The sequence below is a fragment of the Gemmatimonadota bacterium genome, assembly GCA_016712265.1.
GTDB lineage: Bacteria > Gemmatimonadota > Gemmatimonadetes > Gemmatimonadales > Gemmatimonadaceae > RBC101.
This window is the reverse complement of record JADJRJ010000031.1, coordinates 281,113-297,348: the sequence shown is the minus strand read 5'-3', so window position 1 is coordinate 297,348 and position 16,236 is coordinate 281,113. Positions and strand designations below refer to the sequence as shown.

Here is a 16,236-nt window from a genome sequence, read left to right as displayed (position 1 = left end):
CTCCGCGACTCCGCCGCCGGCAAGAGGTCTCGTGCCCCGATCGGTGTCCGGACACCTGAGGGAGTAGCGCGGCGGTTGCTGGAACCGTTGCGGCGCGAGGGGCCGCCTACCGCCTGGTCGACTGCCCGACGACGGTGCGTCGCGGCTCCGGAAGGTCGCCGGATACCCCGGCGGGACACTCCGCTCGCTTGAGTCGCACGGACGACACCGGAAGCGGGAACGCTCCATGGTGGTCCTGATACTGAACGAGGCGCCCGACGAGGTCGCGTCCATCGCGGCGAAACAGTCCCCGGAAACCCCAACGGCGTCGTGCCGTCCAGCCGACGAGCACCAGTCCCCGTGCTTCCGGTCGCCAGTGCCCGGTGAGACCAGGAAGCGCTGGGCTCGCCCTGTGATCGCCAGCGACAAACACCGCGGTCCGCCGCGTCGCCGCGCTATCCGCAACGGTCCAGCGCACCGTGTCCAGCTTCACCAGGACCGGAAGTGGATGCTCCATGAGAGGAAAGGACACCCCCCGCACCAGCCGGTAACACCCCGACACTTCCGCCCCATCGAGCGTCCGGAACGAGTCGGGCGACAGCATGAAGACCGACTTTGCGTACAGCACCACACCGGCGACCGATGCCGCGATCTCGAATTCCCGCTGTTGCCGTCCGTGACGTTGCGGGTTGACGAGAGCGCCCAGCGCACAAAGGCCGAGCACCGGCCAGACCAGGACCGCCACGACCGACAGAGGCAGCAGGACCGTCTCGTGGGGCGCCACCGCCGCAAGGGCGAAGAGCAGGGGAATGGCGCCGATGGCGAGAAAGCCTCGTCGACCGGTGACCGCATAGGACCTGATGGCAAGGAAGAGCTGGTAGAGGAACAACAGCAGCAGCAGCTCGAAGCCCTGCTCCCTGAACCACCAGACATTCAGCGTGGCGACCGCACTCGAGAGCGCCCAGCGCCCCGCGAGATCGCGCTCCTCGCCAGAGGCAAACCAGGGTGGCACGTTGCCCCCCGCCGTCCCGCTCATAGGTTGCTCGGTATGCGTCGATTCCATTCCCTGCTCCTCGTGGGGCTCATGGCCCCAGCCGTCGCCCTGTCCCAGGGTGCCCCCCGTACCGTCGCCGAGTGGCGCGCGCGCAATGAGCGTCGCATCCTCGACGAACTCATGCAGGTGGTGTCACTCCCCAACGTGGCCCGCAACAACGCGGACATGATGGCCAACGCCGACCTGCTGCAGAAACTCTTCGAGCAACGCGGCTTTACGGTCCAGCGCACCGCCGGTCCATCCGCCCCGGTCATCCTTGCCCAGCTCAACGCGGCCAACCCGCAAGGCACCCTCACCCTCTACATACACTATGACGGCCAGCCGGTCAACGCGGCCGAGTGGCGCTGTGGCCCGTTTGCGCCGTGTGTCGAGGGCCCCAACGGAAAGGTGACGCTGGCCCCTGACACGAAGCTCGACCCCGAGTGGCGCGTCTACGGTCGGTCGACGTCGGACGACAAGGGACCGATCGTGATGCTGCTCAATGCCGTGGATGCCTTGAGGGCGACCGGGGGGGGACCTTCCTGGAACCTGAAGGTGGTGCTCGACGGCCAGGAGGAGGCCGGCTCCGCCAACTTCGACCAGTTTGTCGAGCAGCGCGGCAAGGAACTCGCGGCCGACCTGGCAATCACCGTCGACGGCCCGCGCCACCCGAGCACGCGTCCGACGATGTACTACGGCGTACGCGGCGGGGCGCAGGTCACCGTCACGGTCTATACCGCCAAGATGGACCTGCACAGCGGGAACTACGGCAACTGGGCCCCGGACCCGTCGGTGCGGCTCGGCAGGCTGCTGGCGAGCATGAAGGACACGACCGGACGCGTGACCATCGACGGCTTCTACGCGAGCACCACGCCGCTCACGGCCACGGAACGTCGGGCCCTTGCCGCCATGCCCGGCGTGGAAGCCGAGCTGGCGAAGGACTTCGGGATCGCGCGGCCCGAGCGACCGGAGACACGCCTCGAGGAGAAACTCAACGAGCCAACGCTCAATGTGCTGGCCATGGACGCAGCGGGTGGATTGGACGCGCCGGCCCGCACGGCCATTCCGGCCCTCGCACGGGCGCGGATCGCGATGCGGCTCGTGCACGGCAACCAACCTGCGGCGATGACCGACCTGGTGGTCGCGCACATCCGCAAGCAAGGCTACTTCGTGGTAGAGAATCGCGCCCCGACCGACGCCGAACGGTTGGCCCACCCGCTGCTGGCTCGCGTGGACCGCGGGCGTGGGTCCACCGCACCGCGCACCAGCATGGACGAACCAATGACCCGGAGCGTTGTGGCCGCCCTCACCCGGAATGGCGTGTCCCCGGTGCAACTTCCCACGTTAGGCGGTTCCATGCCGTATGGGGCGTTCAGCGAGGACCTCAAGCTGCCGACAGTCGGCGTCTCCCTGGTGAACCACGACAACAACCAGCACGGGCCCAACGAGAACCTCAAGTTGCGCAACCTGTTCGAGGGCGTGGAACTGCTCGCGGCGATCCTCACCATGCCGCGCGGGGGACTACCGGTTCCCGACCAGCCGTGACGGGAGCGTCCCGATGCTGAAGGCCGCACTCTCGCTCCTGCTCACCCTCGGGGCCACCGCCCTGCTTGCGCAGTCGCGCAGCATGGCCCAATGCCTCGCCGATTTGCGGACCACGCGCGCCGCGCGCACGATCACGGCCGCGACCTGGGAACGTCACCTCGGCACGGTCCAGCGGGACACCACCGTGCTCACGTCGCTGAACGCGCAGCCGGAGTTCAAGCTGGCCATCTGGGACTACTTCGCCGTGATGGCGGACGACGAACGCATCCTGGACGGCCGCCAGATGCTGCGCGACCACGCCACGTTGCTTCGCGACCTCCAACGCACATATGGCGTGGATCCCGCCATGGTCGTCGCCATCTGGGGCATCGAGTCGGACTACGGCCGCGGCCGCGGCGGCCGCCCGGTGGTGCAGTCGTTGGCCACGTTGAGCTGTGAGGGACGGCGACAGGGGTACTTCCGCGGAGAACTCCTCGCCGCGCTTCGCATCCTGCAACGCGGGGACATCGCCCCGGACCGCCTGACCGGCTCATGGGCCGGCGCCTTTGGGCACACCCAGTTCATGCCCGGCACCTTTGAGTGGCTCGCGGTGGACCATGACGGGGACGGCCGCCGCGACGTCATGGACAACATCGGTGATGCATTGGGGTCCACGGCGAACTTCCTCAAGCGAGCCGGAAAGTGGCAACCCGGTGCCACGTGGGGGTACGAAGTCCTCGTTCCACCGGGATTCAGCAGCCAGGGGACCGGACGACAGGTGCAGGCCACCCTCGCGGCCTGGCGTGCGCGAGGGATCCGACCCGTCGACTCGACGGCGGCGCCGCGCCTGGCCTCAACCACACGCGCGTCGCTCCTGCTCCCCGCGGGGGTGCGTGGTCCGGCCTTCCTCGTCTTCCAGAATTTTCGTGCGGTGTTTCGCTACAATGCCGCCGAGTCCTACGCGCTCGCGATCGTGCACCTCGCGGATCGCATTCGCGGCCAGGGGCCGCTCGCGACTCCGTGGCCGACGGACGACCTCGGTCTTTCCCGCGCCGACCGACGAGAGATGCAAGCGCTGCTTGGTGCGCGCGGGCACGCGGTGGGGAGGCCGACCGCGGTGCTCACGTCATCGGTGATCGCGGCGGTGCGGGCGGAGCAGACGCGGCTGGGGCATCAAGTGACGGGGCGACCGGGGCAACGGCTACTGGAGGAGCTACGGAAGGGGCGCTAAAGTCGGGGAACCGCAAGAAGCCAGGGCGAAGCACGAGCAGCACGAGCAGCACGAGCAGCACGAGCGGCACGAGGGGCACGGGGGGGCCACGGGGGGGGGCACGGGCGACAGGAGGAGCACGCGAGGGGTACTGCGGGCACCGCGCGTGCTTCCCGGGAGCGTCGGTGCGGCCACTACCTGTTGCCTAACAACTCAGCGAGTGCGTCCAGCCGTTCGCCCCAGAAGGTGCGGGCACGTGTTACGGCCTCCCGATCGGGAAGCTTGGTGTGTTGCACGGAGACGGTGGACTTGTTGGGCCCCTTTCCCATGAACCATCCCTCGACGCTGGTGCCGTCGGGCCAGGTGATGCGGATGCTCTTGTTCGTGACGGCTTTTCGCACGACGAGCTTCACGCCCGTGAGCCACCGCGCGCGGCGACGCGCGTTCTCGAACGCCGCGTACAGCATCGCGATGTCGACGGCAAAGGTGCGCGACTTGTTGACTTCAAACGTCCCACTGCGCCGCTGGCCGATGGCGCGCAGTCCCTTGATCCGCTCGTAGCCCACGGTCACGGTTTGTGCCCACCAGTGTCCCACGCCCAGGGCGGTGTGAACATGCCGGGCGATCTCGGTGTGGGTCCATTCTAACGCCTTCTTGGCGTCGAGTTCCTCCGTCCACTCCTTCCACGAACGACCGGTGCGCGCGGAGATGGTGGCGTCCTTCATTCCGGCCAGCTGTTCGTAGTTGATCTCCGGGGCGACGCGCGCGGCGGGAGCGCGCGTGCGTGCGACGGTGGCGGCGCGGGCGGCGGTGTACGATTCGCCGGTCTTCTGCATGCGCGTCCGAACAACGCGCTTGAAGTCCTTGTGATTGGTCATCGGCGGTTGTGTCCCTGCGTAAGGTCGCGCGCCAACTCCCCAGCAGCGGGCGTGCGACAACGCGAGGGTCGCGATGCCAATCCGAGGGTGTGCCCCCCTTTGCCTCGCGAGGACCGCGGCTGGGGCGCGGTCGAAGAGGTTGGGCGTGGATCGTCGCCGGGAGTCCAAGCTGTCGAGGGGACTGGGCGGTCGCAAGGCCATGCGACGAGGGGACTTCCGAGAGGGGACTTCCGAGAGGGAAGAAAAGCGGGGCCAGGGCGAAGCACGGGCGGCACGGGAAGCACGAGGGGGGGTGCTTGGACGGCTCGGGTCAGGGCTCCGGTCCGAGACGCTCCAGCTCGCGGCGCGCGAGGTCGAGGTCGCGACCGAACGCGCTATCGGCATCGGCCCGACGTGCGAGATACCGACGCAGGGCCGCACGCGCGGCGGCAGAATCGGCGCGTGCGGCGGCGATCGTACCCTCCACGTGGTCATACGCCGCGAGGTACCGCGGCCAGCCGCGACCTGCTGGCCGTCGTTTGACCAAACGCCAGGCCGCCTCGTAATGGCCGAGTTCGTGGCGCACCCTGGCGAGGGCCAGGGTGGCATACTGCCGCAGATCCCCAGCCGCAGGGCCGGCCAGAGCGAACTGTTCCGCGCTTTGCAGGGCCACCAGCGGGGTGCGCGACGCGGTGCGATCCCGAATGGCGGCCACAAGCGCGGCACAGGCGGGGCCGCTTACGGCAGCGGCGAGGGTTCCCGGGCCGAGGGTGTCGCGCTGTAGTTGTGCGAGGGCGCCGGAGGCAGCGGGCTGCCGCCCCCAGGCGCGCCACTGCTCGGTGACACACCGGTCGGCGGTCGCTTCCCGTCGTTGGTCCGCGGTGACCGACGGCGTGCGAAGGCGAGCGTCGACCAGGGCCACCACGGTCGCGATCCCCGCGGTGTCTGCCCCGCCGTACAGGGCATCGAGGACCGCGAGCCGTTCGCCGGCGCCAAAGGAGGCCAGCTGATTTACGCGCGCGACGGCGTCACGGACGCGCGCCCCGTCCCCGCGATCGAGGGCGGTGGCATGCGCCGCCGCCGCAGCATCCTGCCGCGCCCAACTACTGAGTGCCGCATTGGTGCGGTGCTCGACGAGGTGTTCCAGGCCACTCGCGTACCCCCCGTCACGGAGGAGGGCGACGGTCACGGCACGAACCTCGGCGTCGGGGACGCCTCCCAGGGTGGTGCGGAGGCGCGCGAGGCTCTCCGCATTGCCGGCCTGCAGCGCCGCTCGCCACCGAGTGGCGAGATCCGGGTCTGGCGTGCCCACGTCGGAGGCCCCGGGAGCGGCCGCCAACAGCGTCGCGACCGCAGGATCCGTCGAGTCCATGGCCCACGCACGGGCGAGCGCCTTCGCGGCGCGCCCGCGCGCGTCCTCGATACCGGCCGCCGCACCATCCGCGAGGTAGCGGCGCCCGACCTCAACCCACCACTCGGCGAGGTCCCCGCCCCGGGCGACCTCCTCCCATCCGGTGAAGAACTCCTCGGCACTTGGCGGCACCGGGTAGCGCGGGGGACGCAGGGCGAGGGTGATCGCTCGTTCGGTCGCTGGCAGGTTGGCCACCCGTCCCGCGAGGTGTTGCAGCGCTTGCTCGCGCGTGACGACATCGTCGAGCCAGTCGGCCGCAAGGGCGAGATGTACGGCGGCGACGTGGAAGGTGCTGTCGCCGGCGAGTGCGGCGGCGAAGGCTCGGCGTGCATCGGTCCAGCGCCCACGACGGTAGGCGTCGCGACCGTCCAGCCAGGCGCGCAGGACGCGTGGCGCCAGCTCGCGGGGTCCCACCGAGGCGAGCGACCCGTGAGCTGCCGCGACGAGTTGGGTCGCGGCGCGCCGCACCATGGGGGCCAGGGAGTCCAGCGGGCCGCTGACCGTGACAGTGCCGAGGGCCGTGGCGCGCGCGTCATGGAGATGGGCCCGCACCACGAGGCGCTGGGCGTTGCCCACGATCGTGCCGGTGACGAGGCGGTCCGCGCCTAACGCTGAGGCGACCGCCCTGAGGGAATCGACGGGCGGCGCGGTCGAGGTGGTGGGCCAGCGGTCGGTCACCTCAGTGACACCAACCATGGGAAGCGTGTCACGCTCGGCGAGGGCAAACCCGAGCAGGTCGACGACCCCTAATCGTAGGAACTCAAGCTCCGGCGTGGCGCCAGCGGCGGTGAATGGCAGGACGGCGACCCGAGGAGGCGGCGCTTCCGGGACGATGTGTTCTGTGCCGTAGTGCGCGAGGGCGAGGAGCACGGCGACCCCGGAGACGGCGACGGCGGTTGCCTGCCTGACGAGTCGCCACGGCACCCGCCGGGCGGCGTGGCGCACACGACGACGTGTTTCACCGAGGGTTGCCATGAGGGTCGCGCGAATTGCGACCGGCGACGTGGTGGGCGTCTCGCGTGTCACGGCCCGATGCGGAACGGCCACCGACTCCACGCGCGCGTCCTGCAGTTCCACTGCGAGTCGCGCGACTCTGGGGTCCGGATCCAACTCGAGTTCCTGGCGCACGAGTTCGGCGTAGACTCGGGCATGCTGGATGGCACTGGGGAGGTCACCGACTGCCGCGAGGGCCCGCATGAGCGCCATTGCCCCCATGGCGTCGAGGGGATCGAGCTCTACCCGCCGCCGACGAAGCTCGACCGCACGGCTCGCGTCTGTCGCGGACTCCGCCATTCGGTCCAACGAAAGAACGAGGACCCGCTGAAGGTCTCGGCGCTCCTCCTCCAGCCAACGCTCAAAACCGGCCGCGCCGGGAACCGTCATCCCATCCAGAAGTTGCCCCCGCCCGAGGTGCAGCACTGTATCCGCATGCCCGGCGGCGATGGCCGCGCGAAGCTCCCCGATGTCTGACGCCGCCACCTGCTCGTTGAGGGTGAGGCGATCGTTACCCTGGACCAGGTCCTCTATCCCGAGAGATCGGCGAAGCGAGTAGACCGACTGGGCGAGGGCGTGCCGCGCCTTCTCCTCGTCCGCATCACCCCACAGGAGGGCGACCAGACGCTCGCGTGCCACCCCGCGGCTCCCCGCTACCGCGAGGATACCGACGAGCGCGGCCAGCTTGCGCGGGAGTCGTTCTTCCCGCGCCTGCCCTCCGGTTTCGACCCGGAAGCCTCCAAGTACTGCAATACGAACGAGTTGCGTCACCTGATCCTTTCGTGATCCCGGGCTGAGTGGCCGGGACGATCATGACCTTGCGACACGGTGGTCGCGTTCGGGTTCCCTCACCGAAACGAAGATGATGATCTCCCGCCTGATCCTATCCGACGTCGACGGCACCCTGCTCGACGAGCGTTCGAATCCCCCCAGTGGATGGGAGCGATTCCTTGCGTCCCTTGAGACGACCGACCTGTTCACCCTCGCTTCCAGCCGCACGACCACGGAACTACTGGCCGTGCAGGCATCACTCGGAGTCCACGGGCCGTTGATCACCGAGAATGGCTCCATGGTCGTGCTCGGCATGGACTGGCCTGGCGTGCTGGCCGGGCGCATGGAGCAAGTGGATGGCGACCTCGTGCGCGTGGTGGCACTTGGGTCCCGGCGCTCGCCGGTCCTTGCCATGATGCGGGAGGTTGCGGCCGTGTGCAACCTCGAAATTGAATACACTCAGGACGCGGAGTTGGACGTCGGCCCCCATGAGGGGCGGGGACGCCTCGTGGTTCTGGACGACGCGTCGACGCGCCTGCGCTCGGTGCTCGTCCAGGTGTCTGGCACCCGGCGCCAGCGGGATCTCCTGAACGCGACCCTGGCGGGGAGCGCGCTGTCGATGGTCCCTGGGGGACGATGGCAGGTCGTCCAGTGCGGCAGCCACAAGGGGATAGCGGCCAGTGTGCTGCGGAACATGTTGCACGCACAGCGGTGCCGGCCGCAGGTCATTGCCGTGGGCGACCACGCCAACGACCGCCCGATGCTGGAAATGGCCGATGTGCGCATTGCCGTCCGGCGTCCCGATGGCAGCGTCCATCCCTCTCTGATTGGCATCCCCAACCTGCAGGTCCCGGAGGGGCGAGGCCCGGATGCGTGGGATGAGATCGCAACGCTGCTTGGCGCACAGGAGGCCTTCCATGCTTGATCATCGGTGGACGATTTCGATCCTCACCATCCCCGGCCGCGAGGAATGGCTGGGACGGCTCGTGGATTCCCTGATGGACGCACGCGTTGACCGGCGGGCTCGGCTGCACATTGTCTTCAACCGCGACGTGCCCGAGGCCCCAGCCGAGGTTGAGCGCCACCTCCGCCGAACGTGCGGACGCGCGCCGATCGACGTGAGCTTCAACGTGACCTCGCCAACTATCGCGTCGGGACGCCAGGCGCAGCTCAACGCTTGTCGCACCGAGCGGATTGCCTTTATCGACGACGACGTGACGGTCCACGGCGACCTGCTCGACGCCCTCGATGACGCCATGGAGCGGGCGCCGTTGGGACTGGTGGGCATCCCCTCCCTTGTGAACGACACCGCGGTCCCGTTCAAGCCCCGCGAAACAACGCCAGGCATCACGCGTGACAACGTCCGTTTCATGACGGTTCAGGGGATGCTCGTCGCCGGATACCGGCGCCTGCTGCTGGACGCTGGCGGATTCAACCAGCGCCGACGTTTCTGGGGCGAGTGGACCGAGCTGAATCTGCGGCTGTGGCGACTGGGGTACCCGACGGGCTACGTGATGGACGGCCCATACCTTCGCCACTGGGAACGCGCCCCGGATTCTCCCACGCGCAACCGCGCGGGGCGAGAGAAGGACATTCTCTGGGGGCTGATCTGCACCGCACTCGAGTTTGAGGCCGAGACGATCACGGCAGAGACTTCGTCGTTCTGGAAGCTGGTCGAAGAGCGGTACCTGGCCTACGCGTTCGGCCCGGAACTGAACCTTCAGGTATTGCTCTCGGCCATGCTCCAGCTCGCACCGCAGCTAACGGCGGAGTGGGCACAGATCGCTGCGTGCCGCGAGGAACGCCGACGCGACCCCTTCCCGTTCGCCCCATTCCAGGTGTTGACGGAGGGCGACGTTGCGGAGGTGTGCGCGCGCGCCGAAGAGCAGCTGGCGGCGTACCGGGGCGTTCCAACGGCGGGGACGACGGCCACGGTGCGATGGAGGGATCGGCTGCGGCGGGGCGTCGAGCGGCTGCGGACGGCCTGACGTGCAGCGGGCAATGAAATAGGGCGAAGCACGGGGGGCACGGGCACGGGGAGCACGCGCTCCGTGCCTCACGTCCTGCCCGTGCCCCGTGCCCCCCGTACTGCGCGTGCCGCTCGTGCTGCCCGTGCTTCGTCCTGGCTGTTCCCCTTCCCCTCCGCTACGGTAGCATCGTCGTATTCCGCCGCGCTTGCTCCAACCGCACGCCCGCCGTCTCGCGCACGCCCATGTACACGATGCCGCCCTTGCCGAAGCCGGCAATGACGCGACCTGCCGGGAGCGAGACACGATCCACAAGTTTGCCGCTGCCGTCGATGACGTCGTAGATCGGGCCACCATTCACCATGATTGACGTCCGCACCCATACGTTGCCGTCCATGTCCGCACGGGCGGCGCCCGTGTTGAATGGCGGGGCGTAGTCCGGGAGTTCGTTAGGCGGCACGAGCTTGAGCGGGGGCATCTGGAAGTTCATCCCGGCGCCCGGGCCCGCCTCGTTACGTCCGCGGGGGGCGTCAGCGCCCGGGGGTCCACCCCCACCAGCGCGTCCTTCAAAGCGCATGGTGATCATCGGGGCGCCGACCATCGCCGCGCCTTCCTGCATGGCGCGCGGCATCTGGCCGGGATTGTCTCGCATCTGCTTCTGGGCCTCCTCGCGCATCTTGTTCATCACCACCTGAGCGGAATCGACGAACGCGGCCTTGGCGGAATCGTTGAGGTGCCGCCACTCGAACGGGAGGCGATCGGAGGCTTCCTTCGAGCCGTCCGCCTTCGTCCAGTCAATGTGGTAGTCGATCCCGCGAATCAGAGCGACCGACCCATCGGCGAGGACGGCCCAGTCGTCCACCTGTGGCAACGGGTGGATGATCGGGGCGACCATCATCCGGCCCGAGGTGTCGGTGGTCATCTCCAGCTTGGTCTTTGGGACCTTGACGAAGCCCAGGGTATCCAGCTTGCGCGTGGCCATCTCGACACGCACGACGGCGTTTGAGTCTGGGAAGTCGGGCATGCGGAACCCGGCGGGCATTCCCCCTGGTCCGCGGGCGGCTCCTCCTTCGGTGCGCACCTCAACGCGTTGGCCACCGCCGGCCCCTGGGCCACCGGGACCGCCCGGGCCGCCCATCCGGAGCTGCGGCGGGGCGCGGTAGACCAGGCGTCCCTGTCCATCAAAACCGGGAAAGCCATTGTTACCGGCGACGAGCGCCTGCGCCTCGTTGGGGCGTGGAACCGACATCACGCGCCCGAGCTTGCCCGTGGGGTCGATCACCATCATGGTGAGCGCCTGCGGATCGACGAACAGCGTGGAGTCGCCGCGATACGGGATGAGCCCGCCGAAACGACCCGAGTAGGCGTTGCCGGTTGCCGGCGTGGTGTCCGCGACGACGGTGAACTTCTGCAGGTCCTTCTCGAAGAGGAGGACGCGCCGTCCAATGGCGTCGTTCACGAGCACGCGTCCATCAGGGAGTCCGCGGGCCTGCGAGACGGCGCCAAGGATTTCGCCGGCCTTGGCGTCGGCGGTGGCGATGGCGCGGGGAGCGGGAGGCTTTGCGGTCTGGGCGCCGAGCATGAGCGGCGCGATGCAGGCGAACGTTAGAGCGACCTTCATAAAGAGTCCTTGGTTGTGAATGCGACGGCGATGTGACAGCGCGACGACGGCGAAGCACGAGCAGCACGAGCGGTACGAGCGGTACGAGCGGTACGAGCAGCACGGGGGGGGGGGCACGGGGGCCCCGGAGCACTGCCAACTTCACTACTGACGAATGATCACCTGCTGGCCACCACCACCTCCGCCTCCCATGAAGATCGGGCCGCCGCCGGGAAAGCCGCCACCACCGCCAGCGCCAGCCGTGCCGGAGCGAATGGACGCGAGGTACCGCGTGTCGAGGTAACTCGCCACCAACGGAGGCAGCTTGCGGCGTTGGTCGGCGGTGAGCAGGCCGCGCACGTCGCGAGCGACCTTCATCAGGAGGTCCACCGTCGCCCGACGACCCTGACGATACGTGCTATAAGCCTCGTCCGAATCGTAGCGATCAGGGAGCGTGGCCAGCGACTTCGCGATCGGCGTCCAGATGCTGTCGTTGCGCACGAGGTACCAGCGATTCAGCGTGGCGAGGGAATCGGCCTGCGGCACGGTCAGCTGCAGCGTATCGACCTGGCGCAAAATCGTCGCGATCGGGTTCACGAAGCCGCCGGATCCATAGATCGCCTTCAGCATCGCCTCGGGAATCTTGTTCCCCTCGATGTTGCGCCCGAGGTTCAGCTGCTGCATCAGTGACTGACGTTCCCGTGTCGGGCCCACGTCAAACCGCAGCATGGCGGTCACGGTCACCGGCGCACGGAAGGCGGTGAATCGTGGGTCGGTGGCACCAAAACGCTGGTTCACGTCGTAGATGTAGCGATTGTTCGTGCGGTCAAAGCCGCGCACGACCAGGAGGGCCGGATCGGGGTTCGGGTTCTGGCCCCACCCCTTGAGGTTGTCGCCGTTCACGATCATGTCCGCGGCGCCTAGTGGGTTGGAGACGTTGAACGACAAGGTCGCCCGCTGCGGCATGCGCACCTTGATCGGGTTGAACGAGACCGAGAGGTTCGCCGTGTGCGTCCATGGGCCCTGGCACGAATTGCGCCGGGCAATCGTCCCGGCTTGCGACCGCAGGCAATCGCGCACACGGTCACTCGCGGTCTCCATCAACGAGTGTACCCCGGTGGCCGGCACCGAGGAACTCGGATTCACCAACGACGGAATGAACGCGCGGTCGTTGGAGTATCCGTCGCCGTTCACGTCGCCAGTGACCAGCGGCGTAAACGGCAATCCGGCGCGCACGTTCCCGAACCAGTTGACGCGGATCAGGTCGAAGGCGTTCCAGTACAGCGAGTATTGCACCTGGTGACGAGAATCGAAGTTGCTGCGCGCCCACTCTACCGCGTGCGGGTCACCGGCCGTGTTGTTGCCGAAGCCACGCACCCGCTCGCGCACGTTGGAGTAGACGTACGTCAGGCTCCAGTTGTAGCGCGTGTTGAACGTGAACGGTGAGATGCTTGCCCGGAGCTGTTTGCTTTCCGAACGCAGGTCGGAGAGCGACTGCGTGACGCGATTGAACGCCTGGTCAACGCGCGCATCGCGGGCGGCGATGAGGCCGGTGTTGGGGTCGATGCTGCTCGGCGAGACAAACACCGGCCGCCCGCCTTCGCCGGCGATCGCGAAACGCTGCACCGGGTTGAAGTTGAGGTCGATGAACCCCTGCTGGTTGAGGTTCAGGGAATACGTACCCTCAAACGATCCGTTGAAGCGATTGCCCAGGATCGCGCCGCTCCAACTCAGGTTCGAGCGCACCGATCGCGGCGCACGAAAGTTGGGGTCGAACATGGAGACGTTCGGCGCCCCACTCGCAAAGACGGTTCCCGTCGTCCCATCGGCGCATTCCACGGGGATCTGCGATTGGTCGGACAGGTACCGGGACCATTGCGGGTTGGGCACCGCGAGGCCGGCGCAGTTCAGCAGCTGGACGCCATCGGCGAGGCCCGTGTTGTTCAGCGCCCCCGCGATCGATTGTGTGCCGGGCGTCCCCTGGAAGATCCCCGCCCCGCCGCGCACGACTGCCCGGGGGCCACGGAACGCCCCCTCGAACCCGCCAATCTGCGGCGCCTGGCCATACGACCACGAGAACCCGACGCGGGGCGATACGTAGAGCCCGTTAGGCACCTCGTTGTTCGGCACACCGAATGCCTGTTCGACGGCCGTGTTCCGCTCCGGGGATGTCCCGAAAACGTTCCCATCCACGCGCACGCCATACTGCAGCTGGAACCGTTGCGTCGCCCGGTAGGAGTCGCCGAGGGCCAGGGCGCCCGTCACCTGGTTCCCGGAGCGAATGCGGCGCTCCAGCTGGCGGAAGTACGACCCCGCGCGTCCGGCCTCGAGGTCACCCAGCGAGTTGAAGAAGAAGCTGCCCAGGAGGTTGTTCGACTGGTCGACCTCGAAGGCGTCGCGCCGCAGCTCGGTCGAGAGCTTGATCCGGTGCTTGTTGTTGTTGCTGAACCACGACATGAGGTTCGTGAAGTTTAGCCCGGTGGTGGTCGAGGCATTGTCGAGGTTCGCGCTTCCCCCAAACTGGACCGTGCGCACACCGTTGGTGCCGTCGCCCAGCTGCGAATTGATGCGCACGCTGCCGCTGGGCAGGTCGAGGAACGGGTTCCCCTCGCTGCGGTTCAGGTTGACGGACACCGCCGTCTCGCTCAACGCGCCAAAGCCAAAGTAGGTCGAGTGACGTCCCTGCAGCCCGGCATTGACGTTGGTGCGACGACCGGTGTGGGCCGGCAACTCGGTCACCTGCCCGCCCACGGGGTTGAAGCGATTCCACGACGCGTTGCCGCCGATGGAGTAGGCCGAGCCGGCCCGCGACGACGGTGGCGAAAAGTCGAGCCCCCCGAACAGCGATCCCTGGTCCGAAAGGCGATCCGAGGGGATGCCACCCATCGTCGTCGGGACCGAGAGGCTCCCCAGGATCGACATCAGGCGCGCCACGGAGTCGGTGGACAGACCCGAAGCCTGTAACCCGACGGGGTCGGTGTTGAGCAGAGTCTGCAGGTCGCTGGAGCGGCGCCCCAACTGGTAGGCCAGGTTGTAGAAGGCCGCGTTGAGCCGGAGTGGCCCGGAGACCAGCCCACCTAACGACGCATTGGAGTACTGTTGCCCCAGGGCCGACGCCGCCGCATCGGTCCATTGCAAGGCGGGCGAATCGAGGTTGAGCGAATTGGTGCGCAGGATGAAGTTGGTCCCCGACCGGGTCCGCAGGTTGAGGTTCCCGCCGGAAAAGCCACCACGCGAGACGTCGTACGGCGACGAATTCAACGACGCCGAGACCATCGCGTCACGCGGCAGGTCGGCGCCACCAAAGTTCTGGCCGTTGAGGGTCGTGCTGTTCTGGTCCGCCGCGAGCCCCAGCACGGAAAATCCGGACGGATCGCCATCCGCCCCGGGGACATACAGCACACCGGGCGTGGCAGCAGCCATGGCCGCGAGATCGCCCTGCTGGCCGGCCGCGAGGTTGTTCGGGTTCACCACCCGCTCGGTACCGGCCACGTCCTGCGCCTGCTCATTGCGATTGACCCGGCCGCGGTCCCCCGTGACGCGAACCTCACCGAGCGTCTGCGTGGTGCGCGAAAGCTGCGCATCGGCAATCAGGATCTCCTCATCGGCGATGCGCTTGACCTCAAAGCGTCGCGGCGCAAATCCCAGCGACCGGAACGAGACGAAGTAGTCGCCGTCGCCCCCGGGGAAGGTGATCATGAAGCGCCCGTTCCGGTCGGTGCGCCCATTGCGGGAAACGGCACCGCTGAGCGTCGTGACGGTGACCTCGACCCCTTCCAGCGGTTGACGCTCCGGTCCGGTGACACGACCACGGATGACGTCTACGGCCTGGGCGGCGACCTGCGGCGCCACAAGGGCCAGTGCCAACACAAGCGTAAGTACTTTCCTGACAACATGTTGCACGGCCTGTGATGGCCGGAGTGCGAAAGCAGGCACGACGATTCTGGATTGGGGGGAACGACTGAGGCCAAACTTACGGCATTCTATAGACGCGCTCTTCAAGCGGACGTTAGACCCCGGTCCGCCGCGTAGGGATTCCTTCTCCCTATAACGGCTCCAGCCGGCCCCAAGTTTGACCGCGACCCCGAGGAATTAGCTTGTGCCCGTGACCGCCCAGCCCATTCAGCTCGGAAATTTCAGGGGACTTCACGCCCCCGGCGCGCCGGACCGGGTGCCCGTCCTCTGTGTCCACGGGGCCTTCAGTTGTCCCGAGCAGCTTCGGCCTCTCGTGGAGTCGTTCGGCAGCGCGGGAATCCCGGCCTACGCCTTCCCCCTGCGCGGGCACGGTCCGGACGACCGGGTGGATGGGGCTCGCATCGCCGACTATGTCATGGACGTACTGGCGATGATCCGGCAGTTGGGCGCCCCGCCGATCCTGCTCGGGCACTCGATGGGTGGCCTGGTGGTGTTGAAGGTGGCCGAGACCGGGAACTGCCGGGGTGCCATCCTCGTGGCGGCTGCACCGCCGGCAGCGGTGCGGCCCACCACGGCGTCGCTCCCGGTTTTCGTGAAGCTGCTGCCGCGGATCCTGATGGGCGCGACCGTCGCCCCGCCGCGGGAGGACCTGCGCGGGATTTCCCTGCGCCAGGTCGAGCCCGCGTTGCAGCAGCGCATCCTCGACACCTTTGTGCCGGAGTCGGGTTCCGCCTTGCGGGATATCATGCTGGGCGCCGTTTCGGTCGACCCGCTCAAGGTGCGTGTGCCCTTGCTCTCGCTCATTGGAGCAAGGGACCGCCTGGTGCCGGCGGGCCAGATGCGCGCTGCCGCTCGCCGCTACGGCGCCACGGTGCGAGAGTATGCGGAGGGCGGCCATTCCCTGTTCGTCGAGCCACAGGGCGAGCAGGTCAAGCGCGATATGATCGCCTGGGTGTCACAGCTCGGCTGAGCCGCA

The 16,236-nt window shown here is 68.0% G+C and carries 10 protein-coding genes; 5 read left to right on the top strand and 5 right to left on the bottom strand.

Going from position 1 to position 16,236, the window contains the following annotated elements; all coding sequences use genetic code 11:
• Positions 1-106 precede the first annotated feature (106 nt).
• Positions 107-1,042: a hypothetical protein gene (locus IPK85_22285; GenBank protein ID MBK8250095.1), complete on the bottom strand. Its 936-nt coding sequence runs from the start codon at positions 1,040-1,042 to the stop codon at positions 107-109.
• On the opposite strand from IPK85_22285, the gene IPK85_22280 reads away from it, so the two are divergent.
• Positions 1,028-2,557 (top strand): M20/M25/M40 family metallo-hydrolase, encoded by a 1,530-nt coding sequence (locus tag IPK85_22280; protein MBK8250094.1) that lies wholly within the window; start codon positions 1,028-1,030, stop codon positions 2,555-2,557. The genes IPK85_22285 and IPK85_22280 overlap by 15 nt on opposite strands.
• A 13-nt stretch (positions 2,558-2,570) precedes the next feature.
• Positions 2,571-3,767 carry a lytic murein transglycosylase gene (locus tag IPK85_22275; GenBank protein ID MBK8250093.1) on the top strand — a complete coding sequence of 399 codons (1,197 nt, stop codon included), beginning with the start codon at positions 2,571-2,573 and terminating at the stop codon, positions 3,765-3,767.
• Between the two features lie 173 nt (positions 3,768-3,940).
• On the opposite strand, the gene IPK85_22270 is transcribed toward IPK85_22275, so the two are convergent.
• Positions 3,941-4,624, bottom strand: coding sequence for a hypothetical protein (locus tag IPK85_22270; GenBank protein MBK8250092.1), 684 nt, complete (start codon positions 4,622-4,624; stop codon positions 3,941-3,943).
• Positions 4,625-4,934: 310 nt separating this feature from the next.
• A complete protein-coding gene (locus tag IPK85_22265; protein MBK8250091.1) occupies positions 4,935-7,778 on the bottom strand; it encodes a hypothetical protein in 2,844 nt (947 codons plus the stop codon).
• 91 nt (positions 7,779-7,869) lie between these two features.
• Here IPK85_22265 and IPK85_22260 point away from each other — a divergent pair, with 91 nt between their 5' ends.
• Together IPK85_22260 and IPK85_22255 are read left to right on the top strand one after the other, a co-directional pair.
• Complete coding sequence (locus IPK85_22260; GenBank protein ID MBK8250090.1) at positions 7,870-8,703, top strand: HAD hydrolase family protein; 834 nt, start codon at positions 7,870-7,872, stop codon at positions 8,701-8,703.
• Positions 8,696-9,766, top strand: coding sequence for a glycosyltransferase (locus IPK85_22255; GenBank protein MBK8250089.1), 1,071 nt, complete (start codon positions 8,696-8,698; stop codon positions 9,764-9,766). Before IPK85_22260 ends, IPK85_22255 begins: the two co-directional genes overlap by 8 nt.
• 157 nt (positions 9,767-9,923) lie before the next feature.
• Here the strand turns inward: IPK85_22255 and IPK85_22250 are convergent, their stop codons facing one another.
• On the bottom strand, positions 9,924-11,366 hold the full coding sequence (locus tag IPK85_22250; protein MBK8250088.1) for a hypothetical protein: 1,443 nt from the start codon (positions 11,364-11,366) through the stop codon (positions 9,924-9,926).
• A gap of 144 nt (positions 11,367-11,510) precedes the next feature.
• Positions 11,511-15,212: a carboxypeptidase regulatory-like domain-containing protein gene (locus tag IPK85_22245; GenBank protein ID MBK8250087.1), complete on the bottom strand. Its 3,702-nt coding sequence runs from the start codon at positions 15,210-15,212 to the stop codon at positions 11,511-11,513.
• A 232-nt stretch (positions 15,213-15,444) separates the two neighbouring features.
• Here IPK85_22245 and IPK85_22240 point away from each other — a divergent pair, with 232 nt between their 5' ends.
• Entirely contained in the window at positions 15,445-16,230 is a 786-nt protein-coding gene (locus IPK85_22240) for an alpha/beta hydrolase (protein ID MBK8250086.1), read from the top strand.
• The last annotated feature ends 6 nt before the right edge of the window (positions 16,231-16,236 follow it).